This window comes from Brevibacillus formosus (genome assembly GCF_003013405.1).
Lineage (GTDB): Bacteria > Bacillota > Bacilli > Brevibacillales > Brevibacillaceae > Brevibacillus > Brevibacillus formosus.
This window is the reverse complement of record NZ_PXZL01000022.1, coordinates 20,937-39,868: the sequence shown is the minus strand read 5'-3', so window position 1 is coordinate 39,868 and position 18,932 is coordinate 20,937. Positions and strand designations below refer to the sequence as shown.

Genomic DNA, 18,932 nt, shown 5'->3' with positions numbered 1-18,932 from the left:
GTTCAGTTTTCAAAGAGCATATTGTTCATTTCTTTCGTCGTTAGCGCTTGTGGCGCCGACCTTTTAAACTATATCAGATCTTCTTTTAAAAATCAAGGGTTATTTTTAGAAGTTCGAAGTTTTTTTCATTCTCTCTAAAATTCCCTTCAAAAGCGACAAGAGTTATCATACCAAGCCGGAAGCAAAAACGCAAGCATTATTACCTAGAATTTTATCCCATCGCTTGTTCATCCAGAACAGACAGCAATTCTCCCATAGAACGGATAACCATTCGCGGCATTAGAAGCTCTGGAAGCTCTAACAATAATGGATTCTTGCACTCTCTTCTCAACTTCTCCAAGCAGAACAAACGCATTCCGTGATTGTTTGCGCGCATCTGCGGTTGGAGCTTCAGCAATTCCTCTGGCAAATTTCGCTCTATTAAAATAGAAGTTACATGACTGCGGTTAGCAAGTTGAATGTCGTGATCCAAGCGATCTCCTACATGAGCAATTACTTCTCCCTGCAGTTTTTGCAAAATAGCTGGGTCAGGCTTGCCGGTACCAGCTCGTTCTGGCGTAATGATCTCATCAAAATAATCTAGCAAGCCTAATGCCTTCATTACTGGTGCCTGAAACTTGTAAAAGCCATTTGTGACCACTGCCAATGAAAAACCAAGCTTCTTTATCTCCTCGAGCACCTGGAGAATTCCATCCTCGAGCAAATAAACCTTGGGCATTACAGAGTGCTTCCGCACCAACGATTCAATATCAACCCTTTTTTCTATACACCATGCATCGCATCTACTAACAAGGATATCATCCCAATCATACGCTTCTACATAGCGTTTTTGGGACATACGCTGCTCATGCTCGGCTACCATTTCAGAAACAACGTCGTGTTCTCTCCCCAATTGACCAGAGATTACACGCGCAATCTCCGGAAATACCCACGCTCCAAACGGGTTTTGCATCAAAGTTCCATCCAGATCAAAGCTAATCAAGCGCTTGCTCATTTTATCACCCCTGAGGTAAGTCCCTCGATAAACTGCTTGGACACAAATCATTGCAATTGAGATAGTCAATACTGGCAAACAGCACATTTCATACCGTTTCGCACTCCTCAAATAGTGTAAGCACGCCTAATGGAATGGTGCTAAATTTTTCGCACTTTAAAAAGATCAACGGGTAAATAAAAAAGAGACAGACTTTCGTCTGCCTCTCTCAAGAAAACGGCAAGCCGCTTTCTTACATCATGCCCATACCGCCCATGCCACCCATATCTGGCATGCCCATAGGAGCTTTGTTTTCTTCAGGTTTGTCAGCAATTACTGCTTCTGTAGTCAGGAACATAGCCGCTACAGATGCAGCGTTGGACAGTGCGGAGCGAGTAACTTTCGCCGCGTCAACGATACCAGCTTCGAGCATGTTTACATACTCTTCTGTTGCAGCGTTGAAGCCGATGCCCACTGCTTCTTTTTTCAGGCGCTCTACGATTACAGAACCTTCGAGTCCTGCGTTCGCAGCGATTTGACGAACTGGCTCTTCCAGGGAACGGAGTACGATTTGTACACCTACAGCCTCTTCGCCACCTACATTGATCGCTTCAACCGCTTTGATTGCGTTGATCAAAGTAGTACCACCACCAGGCACGATACCTTCTTCTACTGCTGCACGAGTAGAGTTCAGAGCGTCCTCGATGCGGAGTTTTTTCTCTTTCAGTTCGGTTTCAGTAGCTGCACCGACTTTGATTACTGCTACACCGCCAGCCAATTTAGCCAGACGCTCTTGCAGTTTTTCGCGATCGAAATCGGAAGTAGTATCTTCGATTTGTTGACGGATTTGAGTTACGCGGCTCTCGATGGAAGCCTTGTCGCCAGCACCTTCAACAACAGTTGTGTTTTCTTTTGTAACCACGATTTTACCAGCGCGGCCCAGTTGCTCCAGCTTAGTGGATTTCAGGTCCAGACCCAGCTCTTCTGTGATTACTTCGCCGCCAGTCAGAGCAGCGATGTCTTGCAGCATAGCTTTGCGGCGGTCGCCGAAGCCAGGAGCTTTAACCGCTACAGCTGTGAAGGTACCACGCAGTTTGTTCACTACGAGAGTAGCGAGCGCTTCGCCTTCAACATCTTCAGCGATGATCAGGAGTGGTTTGCCGCTTTGTACGACTTGCTCCAGTACAGGCAGAACTTCCTGGATGTTGGAGATTTTTTTGTCAGTGATCAGGATGTAAGGGTTGTTCAGAACCGCTTCCATCTTGTCAGTGTCAGTGATCATGTAAGGGGAAGCGTAGCCACGGTCAAATTGCATACCTTCTACTACTTCCAGCTCTGTTACGAATCCTTTGGATTCTTCAACAGTGATTACGCCATCTTTGCCCACTTTTTCCATTGCTTCAGCGATCAGGTTACCTACTTCTTGATCGTCAGCGGAAATAGCAGCTACTTGAGCGATAGAGGATTTGTTCTCAACCGGCTTCGCGATGGATTTGATTTCTTCTACAGCTGCACGAACTGCTTTTTCCATACCACGACGGATAACCATTGGGTTAGCGCCAGCAGTTACGTTTTTCAGACCTTCACGGATCATAGCTGCAGCAAGTACAGTTGCAGTTGTTGTACCGTCACCAGCGATGTCGTTGGTTTTAGTAGCAACTTCTTTAACCAGTTGCGCACCCATGTTTTCGTAAGCGTCTTCCAGCTCGATTTCTTTTGCGATCGTTACACCGTCGTTTGTGATCAACGGGGAACCGAATTTTTTCTCAAGAACCACGTTACGGCCTTTTGGACCGAGGGTTACTTTAACCGCATTTGCCAAAGTTTCAACACCGCGGAGCATGGAGCGGCGAGCGTCTTCAGAGAATTTGACTTGTTTAGCCATCTAAACTCAACCTCCTGTTATGTGTTTATTCGTTCGACTTCCTATGTCAAGAGCCTTAACCGATGATCGCGAGGATATCGGATTCGCGCAGCACGAGGTATTCCTTGTTGTCCACCTTTACTTCAGTACCAGCGTATTTGGAGAAGATTACTTTATCGCCTTCTTTTACTTCCAAAGCGATGCGCTCGCCGTTGTCAGCAACACGGCCAGAACCTACTGCGATTACGCGGCCTTCTTGCGGTTTTTCCTTTGCAGAATCAGGCAAAACGATACCGCTTGCAGTCGTTTCGTCTTTGGAGATAGCTTCGATTACCACACGGTCACCCAATGGCTTAAGCACTAAAAACACCCTCCTCAAAAAATGTAGGTAAACAAATTTACGTTGTTAGCACTCGACTGTTATGAGTGCTAACACCCAATTCCTATAATAATGAATCACTATGTACTTTGCAAGTAGTTTCCCTCACTTTTTTCCATTTGCAACTGCTTGACTACTCTTCCTCCTATCAAATTACATTCTCTAGCAAAAAGGTTCTAGTATTTGGACACGCTCATATAAATGAAACATAGAATCAAGCAAGCTCGCCAAGGAGGGAATTGTTCCATGCACAAATGGCTCTGGATTGGCTTAATTGCCCTGGGAGTCTTCGGAATCAGCCGTCTCTTCACTTCGGATACTACTTCCTTTATACGGGTCAATCTTAACTCCGCCTCCATCTATTGGGATGGCCGTGAAATTGTCACAAGCGAAAAGCCCGGGTATTACACGGAGGAAGGAAAGGAAATACCAGCTTCCTTAGAATACGAAGGAACGCTTTATGTACCTCTGTCCTTGATCAGTCGCCACTTGAATAAGCCTATCGGGTGGGATGAAACTTCCCAAACTGCTTGGATCGGTCACTCTCCAGTATTCTCCGTCGGACAGCCTGCAAAACCGACTACACCCGATGCAGTCCCTGCCTCTCTGTCGCTTCCCCAAAAGCCTGCAACAGCCAAACCGCCTGCAGCACCGATTCGAGAGGAGAAGCCTAACACGATTTTTGACATCGCTCTCGGGATGTCTTCTAAGGAAGTGCACAAACAGTTAGGTGAACCTGCCCGCAAAGAGCCAAGCAGTCTCGGCTATCAATGGTGGGTGTACAATCATGACCCTGCGCGATACATTCAAGTCGGCATCGCAAATGACAAAGTCGTCGATGTATATTCGCTCGCTCCTACAGCAAAGCTCGGAAACATCGGAGTCGGCACCAGCCAGCAGTCACTGGAACGTCAGTTGGATGTTCAAAACATTGTTTCTTTCTCTTTTCAAGGGGCACAAATCCAGATTACCAATCAAAAGCAGCAACGCCCTCTCGTCATGAAAGACGGCACCCCCTACATTTATTACTTGGACAAGCAAAATGGCAACAAGGTCACCGCTGTACGTATAATGGATACGCAAATGCTGTTGCGCGGCAGTTTTTACGAAACGAAATGGACCTATCAAGGTCAGGCACCCAATTTTGATCCCCCGCCGCTTCGTGTCGGTGAACAAGAGCAGGTCGATGCTGCATCTGAGCGCCAAATCCTCGATCTGGTCAATGTCTCTCGCTACCGATACAAGCTTCCGCCCCTTCAATGGAACGAAAAGGCTGCCGATGTGGCACGAAAACACAGTATGGACATGGAGGGCAACAATTTCTTCGATCATATCTCTGCGACTACCGGGAGCAATCCATTTGACCGCATGAAAAGTGCCTCTCTCGCTTACAGTATGGCTGGAGAGAATATTGCAGCAGGCTACACGGATGCCATCGAAGTCCATGAAGGCTGGATGAACAGTCCAGGCCATCGCAAAAACGTTCTCGAAAAAGGCTTCACCCAGCTAGGAGTGGGCGTATATACAGACTACTTCACCCAAACCTTCCTCACTCCCATGAAATAATCGAAAAGCCCGGTTTCGTCGCTTTTTATGGACGACCGGGCTTGTTTTTGTAAGAAGAAGTGCACTCTACCGCAATTTCACCTGTTCCCTTAGATGGTCAACTTTTTCCGTAAACTCTACAACGACCGTCTCATATTCCTTCGTGTGCAGAATCAGCCACGGACGACGCTCCCCTTTTTTGGGCATGATGACAAACATCTCTGCAATCATCGCATCGAGCTTTGCGGATTTTAGCTTGATCGGCTTTGGAGGGACTAGCGGAATTTTTACGATCATGGCGGAATCCAACGATGGATTAAACTCCAAGACCCGTCCACTCACACTTTGCAAAATCTGCTGTGCTTCCTCCTGAAAGCCAGCTGTATTCTCAAAGCTAGCCACAACGCGCTGCTTATCCGTATCAAACAGTTCGATAGGCTCCCCCAGTCCGGCGGCATTAGCAGTACTCCCAGAAAAGAGCAACGCCAAGCATACGATCAGCCACATATTCAGCACCTCCCAGATCACAACGTCTGTAGTATTTCCCAATTTCTGCTGAAATACAAAAAAGTCCTCTGCCACTCGTGACAGAAGACTTCTCTCATGCTCGTTATTGAACGGGTTCGTTTGTTTCCAAACTGCCGTATTCTTGTTCCCACGCTTCTTGTTCTTTCAATTGCTTGCGATAAACAACGCGGGACAGCCAAATGCTCAGCTCGTACAGTAGCAGCAAAGGGATAATCACGAGAATATCGCTGACAATCTCAGGAGGCGTCAAGGTAATCCCGACGACAGCCAGTGCAAAGTAAGCGTAGCGTCGTGCCTTTGCCAGCCTCATTGGATTGAGGATGCGCAGTCTCGTCAGGAACATGACGATAATCGGCAGCTGAAACAGTATCCCGAACGGAATGACCATATTAAACATGAAGCCAAAATATTGCGCGATTCCGTAGTTCGGGTCTGCGCCCATTGATGCTGTAATACTGGTCATAAACTGCATGACCATCGGGAAAACAACGTAGTAGCCAAACAGGATACCAACGATAAACAGAAAACAAGCCGCCGGGATGAAGTAAAGCGTCCCGCGCTTTTCCTGTACTTCCATCCCTGGGGAAACAAAACGCCAAACGTGATAAAGTGCTACAGGCAGTGTGATGACAGCGCCCACCAGAAAGGCTACCTGCATGTAAACACGAAGTGCGTCTGACGGATGCAACGAGACAATGGGCACGCCATCCGCAATCGGTTCTTGCTTTAAATAATCCACGAGTGGACCGGCGAGGAAAAAACCGACGATCAATGCGACAATAAACACGGCCAGCACCCATATGATGCGCTTGCGAAGTTCCGTCAGGTGTTCTACCACTGTCATTTCCTGATCCTTCATGGTAACCACCAACCTTACCTGTTACGCGTTCTTCTGCTCTTTTTCCATTTGCAGGCGCTCTTGCTCCAGCTTTTCGCGGATTTCTTTTTCCAAGCGCTCGCGTTCCATTTTTTCACGAACTTCGCGTTCAATTCTCTCCCGCTCCGCTGCTTCCTTCTCAGAGACTACCGGCGTTGTTTTGGCAGACGCTTCTTTTGCGGCTAGCTCCTTGCGCTTTTTCTCCTCATCGTCGTCTTCATCGTCGCTTGTCAGACTACGCGTAGCATTTTTGAATTCTTTCAAAGTATGACCTACCGCACGCCCCAATTCTGGAAGCTTTTTCGGACCGAAAAGTACCAAGGCTAAAACTAAAATTAAGATTAATCCAGGAATCCCGATTGAGCTCATACGTGTTCACTCCTTTTTCTTGTGAAGTCGTTTGCTTTTCGTTATTTGCCAGTCTAACCAGCTAGCACTTTCGTAAACCACCATATCCGAGTCTTGTCATATCGGAAGCCACAATTCGCTCCCCAGCCAAAATGCGCGGCAAAAATACATCAAAGGAAGTAAACGTTTCATGCATGACTGCTCCCGGCAATCCGAGAATCGGCACTTCGCCTTTGTAAGCAATCATCAGCATGGAACCCGGCAGCATCGGTGTACCGTAACGCACTACTTCTGCTCCTACTCCTGCAATCGCTCCCGGCGTACGGTCATCTGGATCGACAGACATGCCCCCCGTGACCAAGATCAGATCGACCCCTTCATCGAGGAACGAGTGGATCTGCTGTTCGATCGCTTCCTTGTCATCTGGCGCAAAGCGCTGGTCTACGACAGTAGAGCCGAGAGCTTCTACCTTGTTTCGAATCACAGGACCGAACTTGTCTGCAATCCTGCCAGAGAAAACTTCTCCCCCTGTCGTAACAAGTCCCACTCTTTTATCCTGAAACGTTTTTACTTGTACAATCGGTTCGTCAAACTGTTTGGCCAGTTGCTCCAGCTCGATGATTCGAGACTCCTCCATAATTAACGGGATGATTCTCGTAGCCGCCAATGTATGTCCCGGATGCACGATCTGATCGCCGTAAATCGTAGAGAACGCAATGCCTTCGAGTTTGTTCAACGCATGGACAGCTTCCTCGTTGATTTTGGCTAACCCTGTTCTCGCAGCCTTCATCGAAACCTTGCCCTCGTAAGGAGGCGTCAAGGTCAATCCTTGTCCGGAAACAGCCTTCGCGATACGAATGCCCGCTTCTTCCTCATGGATGTAGCCTTCTGGCATCTCCAGCACGTAAATATGCTCTTTGCCAATGGACAACAGCGGCTCAATATCCGCCTCGGTGACAACATGTCCTTTTTTAAACAAGCGTCCTTTGAATTCTCCAGGCAAAATTTGCGTCATATCGTGAGGAAGCATCATTCCGATTGCTTCACGCACTGGCACTTCCCGCATCTGAGGTTTTTCTACCAATGCAATCCTCCCCAATCTTCATTGGCTTCTCCCGTTCCTTGCAAAATGTGCAAAGCGTCGGACAGCATATCACCAATCGCATTGAAACAGATTTCTACACCTTTCGGATTGCCAGGGAGGTTGATAATCAACGAGTTCCCCCTCGTTCCCGCAACTGCACGGGTCAGCATCGCCCGACGGGATTGCTTCAAACCAGCACGGCGCATTTCTTCTGCCAAGCCTGGAACTGGTCTATCAATGACCCATGCCGTAACTTCTGGCGTAACGTCACGCGGGCTAAGTCCTGTGCCACCCGTAACAATCAACAGATCACATTTTTCACGGTCTACGAGCTCAATCATATGTTCTTGCAAATCTTCCATATCATCACTAACGGCACGGTATACAGCGACATCTACTTGAAGCCATTCCCTTGTCAGATGACGAACGATTGGCATACGATCGTCCACACGATCTCCTCTGGCAATCGAATCACTTGCAGAAATAACGCCTACCTTCCATTTGCTCACGATACATTCCTCCGGTTTCTCATTCGATAGTATTGTACACTTTTCTGTCAAAAACGTCTCGTCGTTTTTCCTTGGCGGATAGCACCATTCGCGGCAGGAGAAGGCATGAAAAAGCTACTGACACAAAACATTCAAAAATGCAGAAGACCTTTTTCGGTGACAACTGCATCTAGCAAAACATCATGAGCCTCTAGGGGCACATGCTCTACAACCTGAATAGAGAAGCCGACTCCAACCAAGAACGGGAGCTTTTTCAGCGTTGCCAGAAAGCGGTCATAATAACCACCGCCATACCCCATTCGCCCTCCCTTGCTGTCAAAAGCAACGCCGGGAACAACGATCGCATCCAAATGTGATACGTCCGCTTCCTCTGCCAGGGCAGGATCTGGCTCCCAAATCCCGTAGACGCCTTGCTTTAGCATGTCCGGTCCTGTATAGCGATAGGGAATGAGACGTCCTTCGGCAACATTGGTGAGCGGCAGCCATATGTCTTGGCCTCGCTTTTTTGCCTCAAGTATAAAGGGCAGGATATCCAGTTCATCGCCAAAAGGATGGAAAGCCATGATTGCTTTGGCATCAGCCAGCCTTTCATGAGACAGCAAATGATCGCATGCTTCTCTGGAAAGCTGCTCCCGTTCCTTTGCAGGCATGGACTTGCGCCTCTCCAAAATATGGCTTCGCAGCTGTTTTTTATTCATTTTTTGGTTCATGACAACCTCTTCCCTCTTTCGTAACGTGCTTGGGACATTCCCACGAGGCTTGTCCCATGCGCTCTCTCTAGGCTACACTGGCATTAGTATATAAAGAGGTGAATCCGATGATTTTGCTACAAGCTGAACATATAGAAAAAACGTATGGTATCGAAACCATTCTACAAGACATCTCCCTGCAAATTCAAACCGGGGAACGGGTTGGTCTGGTTGGCGTAAACGGTGCAGGCAAATCTACTCTGATGAAGATCCTCGCCGGCGAACTAAGCTACGACAAAGGAGTTATCCGCATTCCAAAGGATGTTACGCTCGGGTATTTGGCACAAAACAGCGGCCTTGAATCGGAACGATCGATTTGGGATGAGCTGCTCTCCGTATTTTCCCATCTGCAAAAAGAAGAGCTGGAGCTTCGTGAGCTCGAGGCCAAAATGGGCGATCCGGCTATTCTCGCTGATGAGAAGCGTTACCAGCAGCTGTTGGAAAATTACTCTCACCGCTCGGAAGCCTTTAAGGAAAAAGGCGGCTACAGCTACGAGGGTGCGATTCGTGGAGTTTTGCACGGTCTGCGCTTTGCGGACTTCGATTACACAACGCCGATCCGCACATTGAGCGGCGGACAAAAGACTCGTCTGGCACTAGCCAAGCTGCTGCTCCAATCCCCTACTATTCTATTGCTCGATGAGCCGACGAACTATCTGGACATCGAGACACTGACTTGGCTGGAGACGTATTTGCAAAACTACCAGGGCGCCATTCTCGTAGTTTCCCATGACCGTTACTTCCTGGACAAGCTCGTTACCGTTGTCTATGAAATCGAACGGACACGCGCTACCCGCTATGTCGGTAACTACAGCCGCTTCCTCGATGAAAAGGCGGCTCGGCTCGAACAGGATTTGAAGCGATTCGAAAAGCAGCAGGAAGAGATCGCCAAGCTGGAGGATTTCATCGCACGCAACATCGCTCGAGCGACGACAACCAAACGAGCGCAGAGCCGACGCAAGACGTTGGAAAAGATGGACCGCTTGGACAAGCCGATTATGAACAACAAATCGGTCCACTTCTCCTTTGATGTGGCGAAAATGAGCGGCACCATCGTGATGAAAGCAAACAACGTCGCGATTGGCTACCCGGATGCTGTCCTTTCTCAGGGCCTTACGTTTGAAATCGAGCGCGAGGAGCGTGTGGCCTTGGTCGGTCCCAATGGTATCGGGAAATCGACGCTGTTAAAAACGATTGTGGAACAGTTGCCTAAGCTGCGCGGCGATATTCATTTCGGAAGCAATGTAACAATCGGGTACTACGACCAGGAGCATCGTAACCTGAACGAACGAAATACGGTGCTCGGCGAAATTTGGGATGAGTACCCGAACATGCTGGAAAAGGACGTCCGTACCTTGCTCGGCAACTTCTTGTTTAGCGGTGATGATGTACAAAAGAAGATCAGCGACTTGTCTGGAGGAGAGCGTGCACGCGTCTCTCTGGCAAAGCTCATGCTAAAGCAAGCAAACTTCCTGATCTTCGACGAGCCGACGAACCACTTGGATATTTTCAGCAAGGAAGTTCTCGAGAACGCCCTCTACGATTATCCGGGTACGATCCTGTTCGTCTCCCATGACCGTTACTTCTTAAACAAGATTGCCACCCGCGTACTAGAGCTGACAGGTGATGGCGTGACCAGCTATTTGGGTAACTACGATTACTTTGTGGAGAAAAAGCAGGAACTGGAAGAGCTCGCAGCCGAACAAGCAGCGCTGCCCGCAAAAAAACAAGGCGGTACCGTAGCGGCACAGCCTGAGAAATCCTCTTATGAGCTCGATAAGGAAGCGAAACGTCGCGAACGTCAACGCCAGCGCCGTTTGGAAGAGATTGAGGTCACGATCCAAAAACGAGAGGCTGACATTGTCAAATGGGAAGAAGAGCTCTGTCTTCCGGAAATTTATAGTGATCATGTGCAGGCAAAAGAACGCAACGATCAAATCCATGCTGCCAAAGAAGAACTGGAGCAGTTGTATGACGAGTGGAGCGCGCTATCAGAGGAGTAGTTGTTCCCCTTTACGTAGAACAGCGCTCCTGCGCAGGCTCCTCCAAGGCGGCATAGAGAGCAGGAACCACCAGAAAGGTAATGCAGGTGGCTGCTGTAACGATGCCAGAGTCATTTAGGATCAGCCCAGCCAGTGCCCCGACAATGACGCCAGCAAAGCCTTTGACCAAGTAAGGCGTGTCCTTCGCCAGATGGTGCAAAAAGCGGTCATTCTTCAAGGTGAGAACGCCTAGGGCAATCAGAGAAACGACAAATGCTTTGCTCCAAATGGAAACGCGAATCAAGCGAAGATTCATCGCCAGCTTGCGTTCAATCATCTGCCCTACCTCGGACCATTCCCCATGTACAATCTGCTGGGAAAGACGTCCTACATGGGTCAAGGGCTGATCTGACATGAGACTGATCGCCATCAAACTGCATACACCCATAACCAGGCCGCCTGCCAACAGCAGGAGGCCTTTTTTGCCGATTCGCCAGCCCTCAAGCCGTGACAATGCCACGGAAAATCCAATCAGCCCCGCAAGAAAACCGCCTGCATCTGTTCCCAGGTTCGGTGCCACCATGTAATAAAGCACGACGCTGTATATGGCTACGGAAACAGCAGGCAACCATTTATTTTCCCGACTTAGCTCTTTTTGTCCCCCACGCATCCTCTGGTACAGCGAAGCCACAAGCATGATCGTGCTGCCGATCAGGACCCCTTCGTATTCATTTCCTAGCCCGTAAAACCTCGCTCCGATTACTGGATCATACCCGAGGTACGATTGCCGCATCAAATGAGCGCCAGTCCATCCGTCCACCAGCAGAATGGCTGTCGTGACCCCGCTAACCGTCATCACGATTCGCGGGAGAGCATGGGCTTCCTGCCAAAAAGCCGCGATCAAGGCAGTCATGATGAGTCCCCCCAAGACAACCGCGCTTGAAACCTGCCAGTCGAGCAGGCTCTCTGCCAAAAGCAATGCAGGAAACCACAATAAAGCCAGCAGCGCGAGACGTATTCCTCTGCGAAGCCGCAAAAGTCCTGCCCCTTCTCTCTTCCGCCCAAACCACCAGAGAACTACCGCACACCCTACAATGACAATCTGCAGCATGACATAGGTATAGAGCACTGCTGACCGTGTCGCATATGTATGGTGAATTTCGCCTACCTGATTCTGTATGGCAGTGAGACCATTCCCTTTTTCGATTCGTATGACATGACCAGCCAGCCCTTTTGGTACGGGTACATCCAGCCAAGACAGTACGGTTGGTACCATATCGAGTCCACTGACTAATCCCGACTGCCTCGTGGTAGCCGATGTCAAAACTCCACTCTCTTTTTCTCCCCAGATTAAAACGGGAGTTAAGAGAGCCTTTTCTTTTGTCGCCACATGATTGACGGCTGGCGATGCCAATACAATGCGCTGGTGTTGTTTAAGTTCCACAAGGAGTTGGTCAAGGAAAAGGGACAAGTCTCGCAAAACGCGCTGATATTGCCGGGTAAACTGACCTGTGTCCATATCCATACTCAACTGGTATAACCGGGATAAATCTGAGAGTTGAGCAATGATCAAGCCCGCTTGACGCTCGTGGTGGATTTTCTCAAGCAGGTACGTGTAGTTTGTCTTGATCCCGTATGGATAGCCACGAAGGAGCTCCATACTTTTTGCCGAAATGTCCCCTGTCGGAACCCTTCCTTCCTGATCCATCGCAAACAGAACGGCATGTCTCTGTCGGATATCCTCATAGTCACCGTTTCCGTATAAAGCGACCTGAATATTATTTGCTGCAAGCACGGTACCAAGGAGCCCAATTTGCGCAGAATATGGTTTCTCCCGATTATCTGCCAAGAGCCGGAAAATTCCCGGAAAATTGATCGAGGAGCGCGCCACCTCCTGCGCCTGATCACTGCCTAGCTCTTGCGCCCGTTCACCGGCTGTTTCCCTGGACGAGAGCACTTCATACGGATGATAGCCTGTCCCACTCTTATCAGAGTAAAGCGCTTGACCGCCGCTCCCCATAAGCAAGTAGCCGTTTGCGGCTGTGCGCGATCCGGGTGTTCTTATGGAAAGAGCCCCAGCTCCTGCACCATCCAACCATTTATCCACAATAGATAACTTTTTGAGCTGCTCCAGATCATGAAACGACATCCCCTCCACAAACAGCATGATGACCTGTTGTTTTTCCTTTGCTATCAACGGTTTTCCTATATTTGTAGCTAGAAACAATATCAGGAATGATAAGCAAATCAGCGCGAGTTTCTTCCTCACGAGTCTCCCTCCTGTTGATAACTCGACTTTTTTATCCACATTTTCCACAGAACAATCCACAGAGTATATGCGGTTTTCCCGGTCATTTTCTCGTGTTATCACCAGTATTCACAGGAGTACATGTGAACAATCCAGAAAGTTATCCTATGATGTGGATAAACATAGTGAAATAAACGAAAACAACTGAACCTTTTTGCCTCTGTTAGCGAATATAGGGGTGTAATACGTTCTGGAGGGGCCCCCATGAAGGGCTTCTTGCATGAAGCAAGAGGAAGCTCTCGGCAGTGGAATTCGAGAAGTTTTTTGCGATTATGAAGCAAATCATTGATATGAAAATGAAGGTTACGGATAAAAATGGAGTCGTACATGAAGAACAGTTTACTGCGGAGGAATTGAAGCAGTTTAAAGAATTAGGTGAAAAAGCAGCACCTTATTTTGCAAAAGTGAAGGGTGGCAAGTAAGGAATCTGTTTGGGGGACTATCCATCTTGGATGGTCTCTCAGTATTTTTGGGTTTGGATTGTATTCAAATGTTGATCAAAGTCCCGTAAGAAGAAGCGTATTTCCAGTCCAAGCGCCTCTGGAGCCCACCTCAGCGTAGGATTGAATGTCGGGGAATTTCAGCTTCACTTATGAACTACTTCATCGAAACTTCTACGTTTGAAGCGCTCCCGACATTCAATCCGGAGCGGATAGTCTAACCCCTTGCAGGGCGTAGGCCGAAGCGTAGACTGGAAATGCGCTTCTTCCCCCCACTACTGTTACTCATTGACTCAAACAAAAAAAGCATCTCTGATTCAACTTCAGAGATGCTTTTCACTCATTCACTCTATTGCTCAGAAAGCGACAAGCTTGGGACTCCGTTCAAATCAAGCCCTTCAAACTGTCCTTTTTCATACTTGATAAAGCCTGCCGCCGCAATCATCGCAGCGTTGTCTGTGCATAACGAGAACGGAGGGATCACGAGAGGAATTCCTTCTGCCTCGCATCTTGCTTGCAGTCTCTCACGCAGTCCACGATTCGCCGCAACGCCCCCAGCCAGCAATACCTGCTTCGCTCCATGCGAACGAGCTGCCCGAATCGTCTTTTCTACGAGCACCTCTGTTACAGAGTCTTGGAAGCTCGCAGCCAGATTCGCCGGTTCGATCGTCTCTCCTCGCTGAGCTGCATTGTGCAAGGTATTGAGCACAGCTGACTTCAAGCCACTGAAGCTGAAATCGTAGGAATCTGGCTCCAGCCATGAACGAGGGAGCGGTACATTTGCCTCCCCTTCATGTGCGAGACGATCAATATGAGGTCCACCTGGATACGGCATATTCAGCGCTCGCGCTACTTTGTCGTACGCTTCCCCTGCAGCATCATCTCGCGTTTCCCCCAAAATCTCGAACTGACCGTGCTCCTTCATCCAGACAAGCTCCGTATGCCCGCCCGATACGACGAGCGCAATCAGCGGAAACTCCATTTCTTGCACCAGACGATTCGCGTAGATATGACCCGCGATATGGTGCACTCCGATTAGAGGGATGCCTCTGGCCATGGAAATGGCTTTTGCTGCTGCCACGCCAACTAATAGTGCCCCGACAAGCCCAGGCCCGTACGTCACCGCAATTGCCTGGATGTCATTCAATGTTTTTCCAGCCTCGGTCAGAGCCTCTTCGATGGTAAGCGTAATATTCTCCACATGTCTGCGAGAAGCCACCTCCGGCACGACTCCACCAAACCTTTTATGGATATCGGCTTGGGAAGCAATGACGTTTGACAGCACCTCTCGGCCATCACGGATGACAGCAGCCGATGTCTCGTCGCAGCTAGTTTCAATTCCTAAAATATAAGTGGGAGCACCTGATTCCCTATGTGCTTCGTATTTTTGCTGTATGCGCTTCTCGTAGCGCGACGTATACGTCTTTTTCATTACAATGTCACCCACATAATGATTGCGTCCTCATTGTTATCCGAATAATATCCCTTGCGGCGCCCATGCTCTTTAAAGCCGAGCTTGATATACATGTTCCGCGCGACTGTGTTCGAAGGTCGAACTTCCAGCGTCATGCTATGGGCACCCTGCATCTTGGCAACACCCATCATTTTGATCATCAGCGCCAATCCAACCTTCTTTCCACGATATAATGGATGGACGGCGATATTGGTAATATGTGCCTCATCGATCACGATCCACATGCCGCAATAAGCGATAACCCGATTTTGGTGAACGACGACTACATAGCGTGCATTTGGATTTCTCGTCAGCTCGTTGACAAATGCATCATGCGGCCATGGAGTTGTAAAAGCCAAGCGCTCCAGCTCTGCCACAGCCCCAACGTCCTGCATCGTCATATAACGATATTCCAAATCGATTGGTTGACTCATGCTTTTACTCCTTTACGGCCCCCGCCTGCTTTTGGGCAAGCCACTTCGCTTCTGCTTCTGCCAGTTGCAAATACTCCGGGACCAGTTCATGCGCATTTCCGCCGTCTTGAAGCTTGCGTAGTGCCACATAGCCGATATGGGCAGCACGTGGGTGATTGAACGCTGGAGAAGCAAATTGCGCCTGATTCCCGAGCTCTTGCACAATCGTCTCTCGATGCAGCCTGACATCTTCACCCAAGAACAAGATCGGCTCTCCTTGCGCCAGGTCTCGCAACAGTGGCAGCCATTCTCTCAACAGGATGATTTGTTCTGTGGACTGCGCCCGCACCGCATCCATACCATCGGAACGATAACAGCCGGTATACACTTGACCTCTGCGCGCATCGAACAGCGGTACAATCAATCCAGAGAAGCCAGTGGCATTCATGGCGATTACCTCCAGACTGGATACACCGATGACTGGCACATTCAGTGACCAAGCCATGCTTTTTGCAGAGGCAACACCGATTCTCACGCCCGTGTAGGAGCCCGGTCCGTTTGCCACCCCGAAGCCGCTGAGATCCTCTGGCGCTGTTCCTGTTGCATCGAGCAGTTCACTGACGCAGTCCATCAGACGCACGGAATGGTTTTTTTGCTGGTTCGTCGTCATTTCGGCCAAGACCCGCTCTTCCTCTACTACAGCTACACTTAGCACCAGATTCGATGTATCAATCGCCAGTACGCGCATCAAAATCAAACTCCTCACACAATTTCACATAACGATTCCCTTGAGGAACCAGCTCGATCATCCGCTGTTCCTCCCCTTCTCTACGCAGGAAGACGGTCATCCGATCTGTCGGCAGGACATCCTCGATCAAAGAGGCCCACTCTACGACACAGACACCTTCTCCAAAAAAGTAATCGTCCAGACCAAGAGAGCCTGGATCATCGCCTACCCGGTAGACATCCATATGATAAAGCGGCAAGCGCCCCTGATATTCTTTTATGATGGTAAAGGTCGGACTGTTCACTACTTGTCGGACTCCTAGTCCTTTGGCCAACCCCTGGGTAAAAGTCGTCTTGCCCGCTCCCAGATCCCCCTCCATCGCAAGGAAGTCACCTGGTTCAAGCAGACCTGCCAGTTGCTCGGCAAAGCGCTGCGTCTCCTGCGCTCCCGTGAGCCTCCATGTATAGCTCATGTCTTTCATCCACTCCTAAAATGGTTGAATCCCGCTTTTGGCAACGGGAGCTGTTGATCATCGCGCTGAAGCATCAATTCTGGTTCATGCCTTTTCCCTACCACTTCACCGATGACAGTAAACGTTACACCACTAGCGGCAAATTGCTTGCTTACGGCTTCGTAGTGACTTCTCGCAAGCGTTCCGACCAATTGATAATCTTCACCGCCATAAAAAGCCCATTCCAGCGGATCTTTTTCTACGTGCCGTGCATACTCCCGAACTTCGTCATGGATCGGTACCGATGCAGCATCGACCAAAATCGATACGCCACTGGCCTCGGCAATCTCCCACAGCTCTGAGGCAAGTCCATCACTTACATCATTCAACGCACTGCATGCCCCTGATTCTAGCAGCAGTCTGCCCGCCTTTATTTGGGCAACGGGACGCTGGTGGGCATCCATCAATGTCTCCCAAGGTAAAGAGACGCCCCTTTCAGCAGTCTCGCCTTGCAGGAGAAGATGTAGTCCTGCTGCAGAAGTTCCGACATGCCCTGTAACAAAAACAAGCTGACCAGGCTTTGCCTGTGAACGACGAATGGCACGCCCTTTTTCCACCTCGCCCAATACGGTAACACTCAGGTGTAGCGCATCAGGCGCAGAAACAGTATCGCCACCAATGACACGAACTCCATATGCCTGACAAGCCTCGTAAATACCTTCATAGATTTGCTGGCAATCGTCAGGCGTCCATTGCGGACTTACCGCGATACTGACAAGCGCATACCGGGCAACCCCGCCCATCGCTGCAACATCGCTCACATTGCTGATAACAGCCTTATATCCGATATCACTAGGATTCATCGTTTTCTTCAAAAAATGAACCGTCTCCACCATCGCATCGCAGCAGGCCACGACTTCCATTTCTGGCGCAGGGGAGAAGACAGCGGCATCATCCCCTATCCCGACGGTCAAGCCGTTCCCTTCCTGCCCCGCAGAACGACTCGTCCATTGTCGGATCAGGGAAAATTCGTCGTGTGCCACTTCAAACGCTCCTTTTCCTTCGCGGAAAACATTTTTCGTCTGTTCATTATACCCCTGCTGTCAAAAGACGCGCAAGAAAGCCAACCACCTCTGACTCTTTACGTCGTTAACTCGCGCAGCAGCAGCTTTCCTTTGCAGCGCCCGCAACGGTAGCGGCTCGGGTTCATCTTTCGTTTGCGTTTGTAGCTCATGCCACATTCCTTGCAAACCAGCTCGTAGCGATAGGGCAGGGTCGTCCGGCCGTTTCCTACCTGTTGGCAGTATCGGCTTCCCCCCACTTGACGCAGAAGCAGTTGAAAATCCCGATCAGCGTGACGATACCCGCGCTTTTCTATGTGCAAATGATAATGGCAAAGCTCATGCTTAATGATCGCAATCAATTCCTCCACACCATGCTCCTGCAAATGCTTCGGATTCAATTCAATGTCATGCGAGCGCAGCAAGTACCTTCCGCCAGTCGTACGCAATCTGCTGTTAAAGCGGGCCTGATGGCGAAAGGGCTTGGCAAAAAATTCACTGGATATTTGCTCTACCAGCATTTGCAGTTCCGTATCGGTCATCCCATCTCCTCCGCTTCCTTTCTTTCACCATAGCAGTTCCAGTTGAAAAGTGCCAGACAGATAGGCTACACTGAGTGCAAATAAACGGTTATGTCCGTTTATTAAACGGTCATATCTAAACGGTAAACAGAATGGTGGAGGAGCTCATGCGCTATTTGTTGTTGCAGTCCAGTGACGGACTACAGTTTGTCTCGTTGCCCGAAACACATATGTATCAATTAATCGCTCTATTGAAACGTCTTTACAAGGAAATTGACAAATTGACGATCACAGAGCGCCCGGAATTACCTACGGTTCTGGCAGACTGTGCGGATGTGGAACGGTTAGAGAGCGGGCTTTCGATCGTAGATGGTTTGGAGTACGTCAGTGGTCTGGAGCGACGTTTCGCTGCCCTACAAGAGACCGAGTATCCACTCATCTCTTTATTGACAGAGATCCGTGCCTTGCAAGCCCAATTGGAGTATTTGCACGAAGAAGAAGAGTAAAATAAAAATTCTAGGCACCTCCTGCTCGTCTTGGCGCATACATTGCCTATAGACGAATATCTCCAGGAGGTACTTTCATGCCACAATGGATGCGCAGGCAGTTGCAACGTGCCTTTAATGGGAAGGACGTTCGCCAAATTCGTGTGCTCAACAGTTGCTGGTTCTTATATTTAGAAAAAAATGGCGGCCGCCCTGACTGACAGGAGGCCGCCTT

Annotated in this window: 20 protein-coding genes and 1 pseudogene; 5 read left to right on the top strand and 16 right to left on the bottom strand. The window is 49.2% G+C overall.

Annotated elements, in window-relative coordinates:
• Positions 1-211: 211 nt before the first annotated feature.
• The 3 genes from C7R91_RS20060 to groES form a co-directional block, all read right to left on the bottom strand.
• Positions 212-994 carry an HAD family hydrolase gene (locus C7R91_RS20060; RefSeq protein ID WP_047074054.1) on the bottom strand — a complete coding sequence of 261 codons (783 nt, stop codon included), beginning with the start codon at positions 992-994 and terminating at the stop codon, positions 212-214.
• A 232-nt stretch (positions 995-1,226) separates the two neighbouring features.
• Positions 1,227-2,858 carry a chaperonin GroEL gene (gene groL, locus C7R91_RS20055; RefSeq protein WP_047074052.1) on the bottom strand — a complete coding sequence of 544 codons (1,632 nt, stop codon included), beginning with the start codon at positions 2,856-2,858 and terminating at the stop codon, positions 1,227-1,229.
• 55 nt (positions 2,859-2,913) lie between these two features.
• Positions 2,914-3,198, bottom strand: a complete 285-nt coding sequence (groES, locus tag C7R91_RS20050; RefSeq protein ID WP_007721023.1) for a co-chaperone GroES — start codon at positions 3,196-3,198, stop codon at positions 2,914-2,916.
• A 264-nt stretch (positions 3,199-3,462) separates the two neighbouring features.
• On the opposite strand from groES, the gene C7R91_RS20045 reads away from it, so the two are divergent.
• The gene (locus tag C7R91_RS20045) at positions 3,463-4,782 is read left to right on the top strand and encodes a CAP-associated domain-containing protein (protein ID WP_047074051.1); all 1,320 of its coding nucleotides are present in this window, start codon (positions 3,463-3,465) and stop codon (positions 4,780-4,782) included.
• 66 nt (positions 4,783-4,848) lie between these two features.
• Here the strand turns inward: C7R91_RS20045 and C7R91_RS20040 are convergent, their stop codons facing one another.
• The 6 genes from C7R91_RS20040 to C7R91_RS20015 all read right to left on the bottom strand — a co-directional run bounded on the left by C7R91_RS20040 (position 4,849) and on the right by C7R91_RS20015 (position 8,817).
• A complete protein-coding gene (locus tag C7R91_RS20040) occupies positions 4,849-5,268 on the bottom strand; it encodes a hypothetical protein (RefSeq protein WP_047074078.1) in 420 nt (139 codons plus the stop codon).
• 103 nt (positions 5,269-5,371) lie between these two features.
• Positions 5,372-6,148, bottom strand: a complete 777-nt coding sequence (gene tatC / locus C7R91_RS20035; RefSeq protein WP_047074049.1) for a twin-arginine translocase subunit TatC — start codon at positions 6,146-6,148, stop codon at positions 5,372-5,374.
• A gap of 21 nt (positions 6,149-6,169) precedes the next feature.
• A complete protein-coding gene (gene tatA / locus C7R91_RS20030; protein ID WP_047074047.1) occupies positions 6,170-6,535 on the bottom strand; it encodes a twin-arginine translocase TatA/TatE family subunit in 366 nt (121 codons plus the stop codon).
• Between the two features lie 61 nt (positions 6,536-6,596).
• Complete coding sequence (locus C7R91_RS20025) at positions 6,597-7,598, bottom strand: molybdopterin-binding protein (RefSeq protein ID WP_047074045.1); 1,002 nt, start codon at positions 7,596-7,598, stop codon at positions 6,597-6,599.
• Positions 7,592-8,107 carry a MogA/MoaB family molybdenum cofactor biosynthesis protein gene (locus C7R91_RS20020; protein WP_012684262.1) on the bottom strand — a complete coding sequence of 172 codons (516 nt, stop codon included), beginning with the start codon at positions 8,105-8,107 and terminating at the stop codon, positions 7,592-7,594. Before C7R91_RS20020 ends, C7R91_RS20025 begins: the two co-directional genes overlap by 7 nt.
• A 131-nt stretch (positions 8,108-8,238) precedes the next feature.
• On the bottom strand, positions 8,239-8,817 hold the full coding sequence (locus C7R91_RS20015) for a 5-formyltetrahydrofolate cyclo-ligase (protein WP_047074043.1): 579 nt from the start codon (positions 8,815-8,817) through the stop codon (positions 8,239-8,241).
• 107 nt (positions 8,818-8,924) lie between these two features.
• Between C7R91_RS20015 and C7R91_RS20010 the strand changes: the two genes are divergently transcribed.
• Positions 8,925-10,859 carry an ABC-F family ATP-binding cassette domain-containing protein gene (locus tag C7R91_RS20010; protein WP_047074041.1) on the top strand — a complete coding sequence of 645 codons (1,935 nt, stop codon included), beginning with the start codon at positions 8,925-8,927 and terminating at the stop codon, positions 10,857-10,859.
• A 10-nt stretch (positions 10,860-10,869) separates the two neighbouring features.
• Here C7R91_RS20010 and C7R91_RS20005 read toward each other — a convergent pair whose 3' ends face one another.
• Positions 10,870-13,107 carry a hypothetical protein gene (locus tag C7R91_RS20005; RefSeq protein ID WP_047074039.1) on the bottom strand — a complete coding sequence of 746 codons (2,238 nt, stop codon included), beginning with the start codon at positions 13,105-13,107 and terminating at the stop codon, positions 10,870-10,872.
• A gap of 278 nt (positions 13,108-13,385) precedes the next feature.
• Here C7R91_RS20005 and C7R91_RS20000 point away from each other — a divergent pair.
• Positions 13,386-13,568: pseudogene (locus C7R91_RS20000) on the top strand (DUF3600 domain-containing protein); the annotation flags it as partial.
• A gap of 367 nt (positions 13,569-13,935) precedes the next feature.
• Here C7R91_RS20000 and tsaD read toward each other — a convergent pair.
• The 6 genes from tsaD to C7R91_RS19970 all read right to left on the bottom strand — a co-directional run bounded on the left by tsaD (position 13,936) and on the right by C7R91_RS19970 (position 18,233).
• Positions 13,936-15,018, bottom strand: a complete 1,083-nt coding sequence (gene tsaD, locus C7R91_RS19995; protein ID WP_047074038.1) for a tRNA (adenosine(37)-N6)-threonylcarbamoyltransferase complex transferase subunit TsaD — start codon at positions 15,016-15,018, stop codon at positions 13,936-13,938.
• Positions 15,018-15,473, bottom strand: a complete 456-nt coding sequence (gene rimI, locus C7R91_RS19990; protein ID WP_047074036.1) for a ribosomal protein S18-alanine N-acetyltransferase — start codon at positions 15,471-15,473, stop codon at positions 15,018-15,020. The genes tsaD and rimI overlap by 1 nt, the downstream gene beginning before the upstream one ends.
• A 4-nt stretch (positions 15,474-15,477) precedes the next feature.
• The gene (tsaB, locus tag C7R91_RS19985; protein WP_047074034.1) at positions 15,478-16,200 is read right to left on the bottom strand and encodes a tRNA (adenosine(37)-N6)-threonylcarbamoyltransferase complex dimerization subunit type 1 TsaB; all 723 of its coding nucleotides are present in this window, start codon (positions 16,198-16,200) and stop codon (positions 15,478-15,480) included.
• Positions 16,181-16,651, bottom strand: coding sequence for a tRNA (adenosine(37)-N6)-threonylcarbamoyltransferase complex ATPase subunit type 1 TsaE (gene tsaE / locus C7R91_RS19980; RefSeq protein ID WP_047074077.1), 471 nt, complete (start codon positions 16,649-16,651; stop codon positions 16,181-16,183). Before tsaE ends, tsaB begins: the two co-directional genes overlap by 20 nt.
• A 5-nt stretch (positions 16,652-16,656) precedes the next feature.
• The gene (thiL, locus tag C7R91_RS19975; protein ID WP_047074032.1) at positions 16,657-17,673 is read right to left on the bottom strand and encodes a thiamine-phosphate kinase; all 1,017 of its coding nucleotides are present in this window, start codon (positions 17,671-17,673) and stop codon (positions 16,657-16,659) included.
• Positions 17,674-17,771: 98 nt separating this feature from the next.
• Positions 17,772-18,233, bottom strand: coding sequence for a SprT family protein (locus C7R91_RS19970; protein WP_047074031.1), 462 nt, complete (start codon positions 18,231-18,233; stop codon positions 17,772-17,774).
• Between the two features lie 146 nt (positions 18,234-18,379).
• Between C7R91_RS19970 and C7R91_RS19965 the strand changes: the two genes are divergently transcribed.
• Together C7R91_RS19965 and cmpA are read left to right on the top strand one after the other, a co-directional pair.
• Entirely contained in the window at positions 18,380-18,718 is a 339-nt protein-coding gene (locus tag C7R91_RS19965) for a hypothetical protein (RefSeq protein ID WP_047074029.1), read from the top strand.
• A 77-nt stretch (positions 18,719-18,795) separates the two neighbouring features.
• Entirely contained in the window at positions 18,796-18,918 is a 123-nt protein-coding gene (cmpA, locus tag C7R91_RS19960; RefSeq protein ID WP_012684250.1) for a cortex morphogenetic protein CmpA, read from the top strand.
• Positions 18,919-18,932: the final 14 nt, after the last annotated feature.

What these genes read in the sequence shown, in the direction of transcription:
- rimI (WP_047074036.1), bottom strand. Translation starts at nt 15,473, where the DNA reads ATGAGTCAACCAATCGATTTGGAATATCGTTATATGACGATGCAGGAC.
- tsaE (WP_047074077.1), bottom strand. Translation starts at nt 16,651, where the DNA reads ATGAGCTATACATGGAGGCTCACGGGAGCGCAGGAGACGCAGCGCTTT.
- C7R91_RS20045 (WP_047074051.1), top strand. Translation starts at nt 3,463, where the DNA reads ATGCACAAATGGCTCTGGATTGGCTTAATTGCCCTGGGAGTCTTCGGA.
- cmpA (WP_012684250.1), top strand. Translation starts at nt 18,796, where the DNA reads ATGCCACAATGGATGCGCAGGCAGTTGCAACGTGCCTTTAATGGGAAG.
- C7R91_RS20060 (WP_047074054.1), bottom strand. Translation starts at nt 994, where the DNA reads ATGAGCAAGCGCTTGATTAGCTTTGATCTGGATGGAACTTTGATGCAA.
- C7R91_RS20040 (WP_047074078.1), bottom strand. Translation starts at nt 5,268, where the DNA reads ATGTGGCTGATCGTATGCTTGGCGTTGCTCTTTTCTGGGAGTACTGCT.
- tatA (WP_047074047.1), bottom strand. Translation starts at nt 6,535, where the DNA reads ATGAGCTCAATCGGGATTCCTGGATTAATCTTAATTTTAGTTTTAGCC.
- tsaD (WP_047074038.1), bottom strand. Translation starts at nt 15,018, where the DNA reads ATGAAAAAGACGTATACGTCGCGCTACGAGAAGCGCATACAGCAAAAA.
- tatC (WP_047074049.1), bottom strand. Translation starts at nt 6,148, where the DNA reads ATGAAGGATCAGGAAATGACAGTGGTAGAACACCTGACGGAACTTCGC.
- tsaB (WP_047074034.1), bottom strand. Translation starts at nt 16,200, where the DNA reads ATGCGCGTACTGGCGATTGATACATCGAATCTGGTGCTAAGTGTAGCT.
- C7R91_RS20015 (WP_047074043.1), bottom strand. Translation starts at nt 8,817, where the DNA reads ATGAACCAAAAAATGAATAAAAAACAGCTGCGAAGCCATATTTTGGAG.
- C7R91_RS19965 (WP_047074029.1), top strand. Translation starts at nt 18,380, where the DNA reads ATGCGCTATTTGTTGTTGCAGTCCAGTGACGGACTACAGTTTGTCTCG.
- C7R91_RS20010 (WP_047074041.1), top strand. Translation starts at nt 8,925, where the DNA reads ATGATTTTGCTACAAGCTGAACATATAGAAAAAACGTATGGTATCGAA.
- groL (WP_047074052.1), bottom strand. Translation starts at nt 2,858, where the DNA reads ATGGCTAAACAAGTCAAATTCTCTGAAGACGCTCGCCGCTCCATGCTC.
- C7R91_RS19970 (WP_047074031.1), bottom strand. Translation starts at nt 18,233, where the DNA reads ATGACCGATACGGAACTGCAAATGCTGGTAGAGCAAATATCCAGTGAA.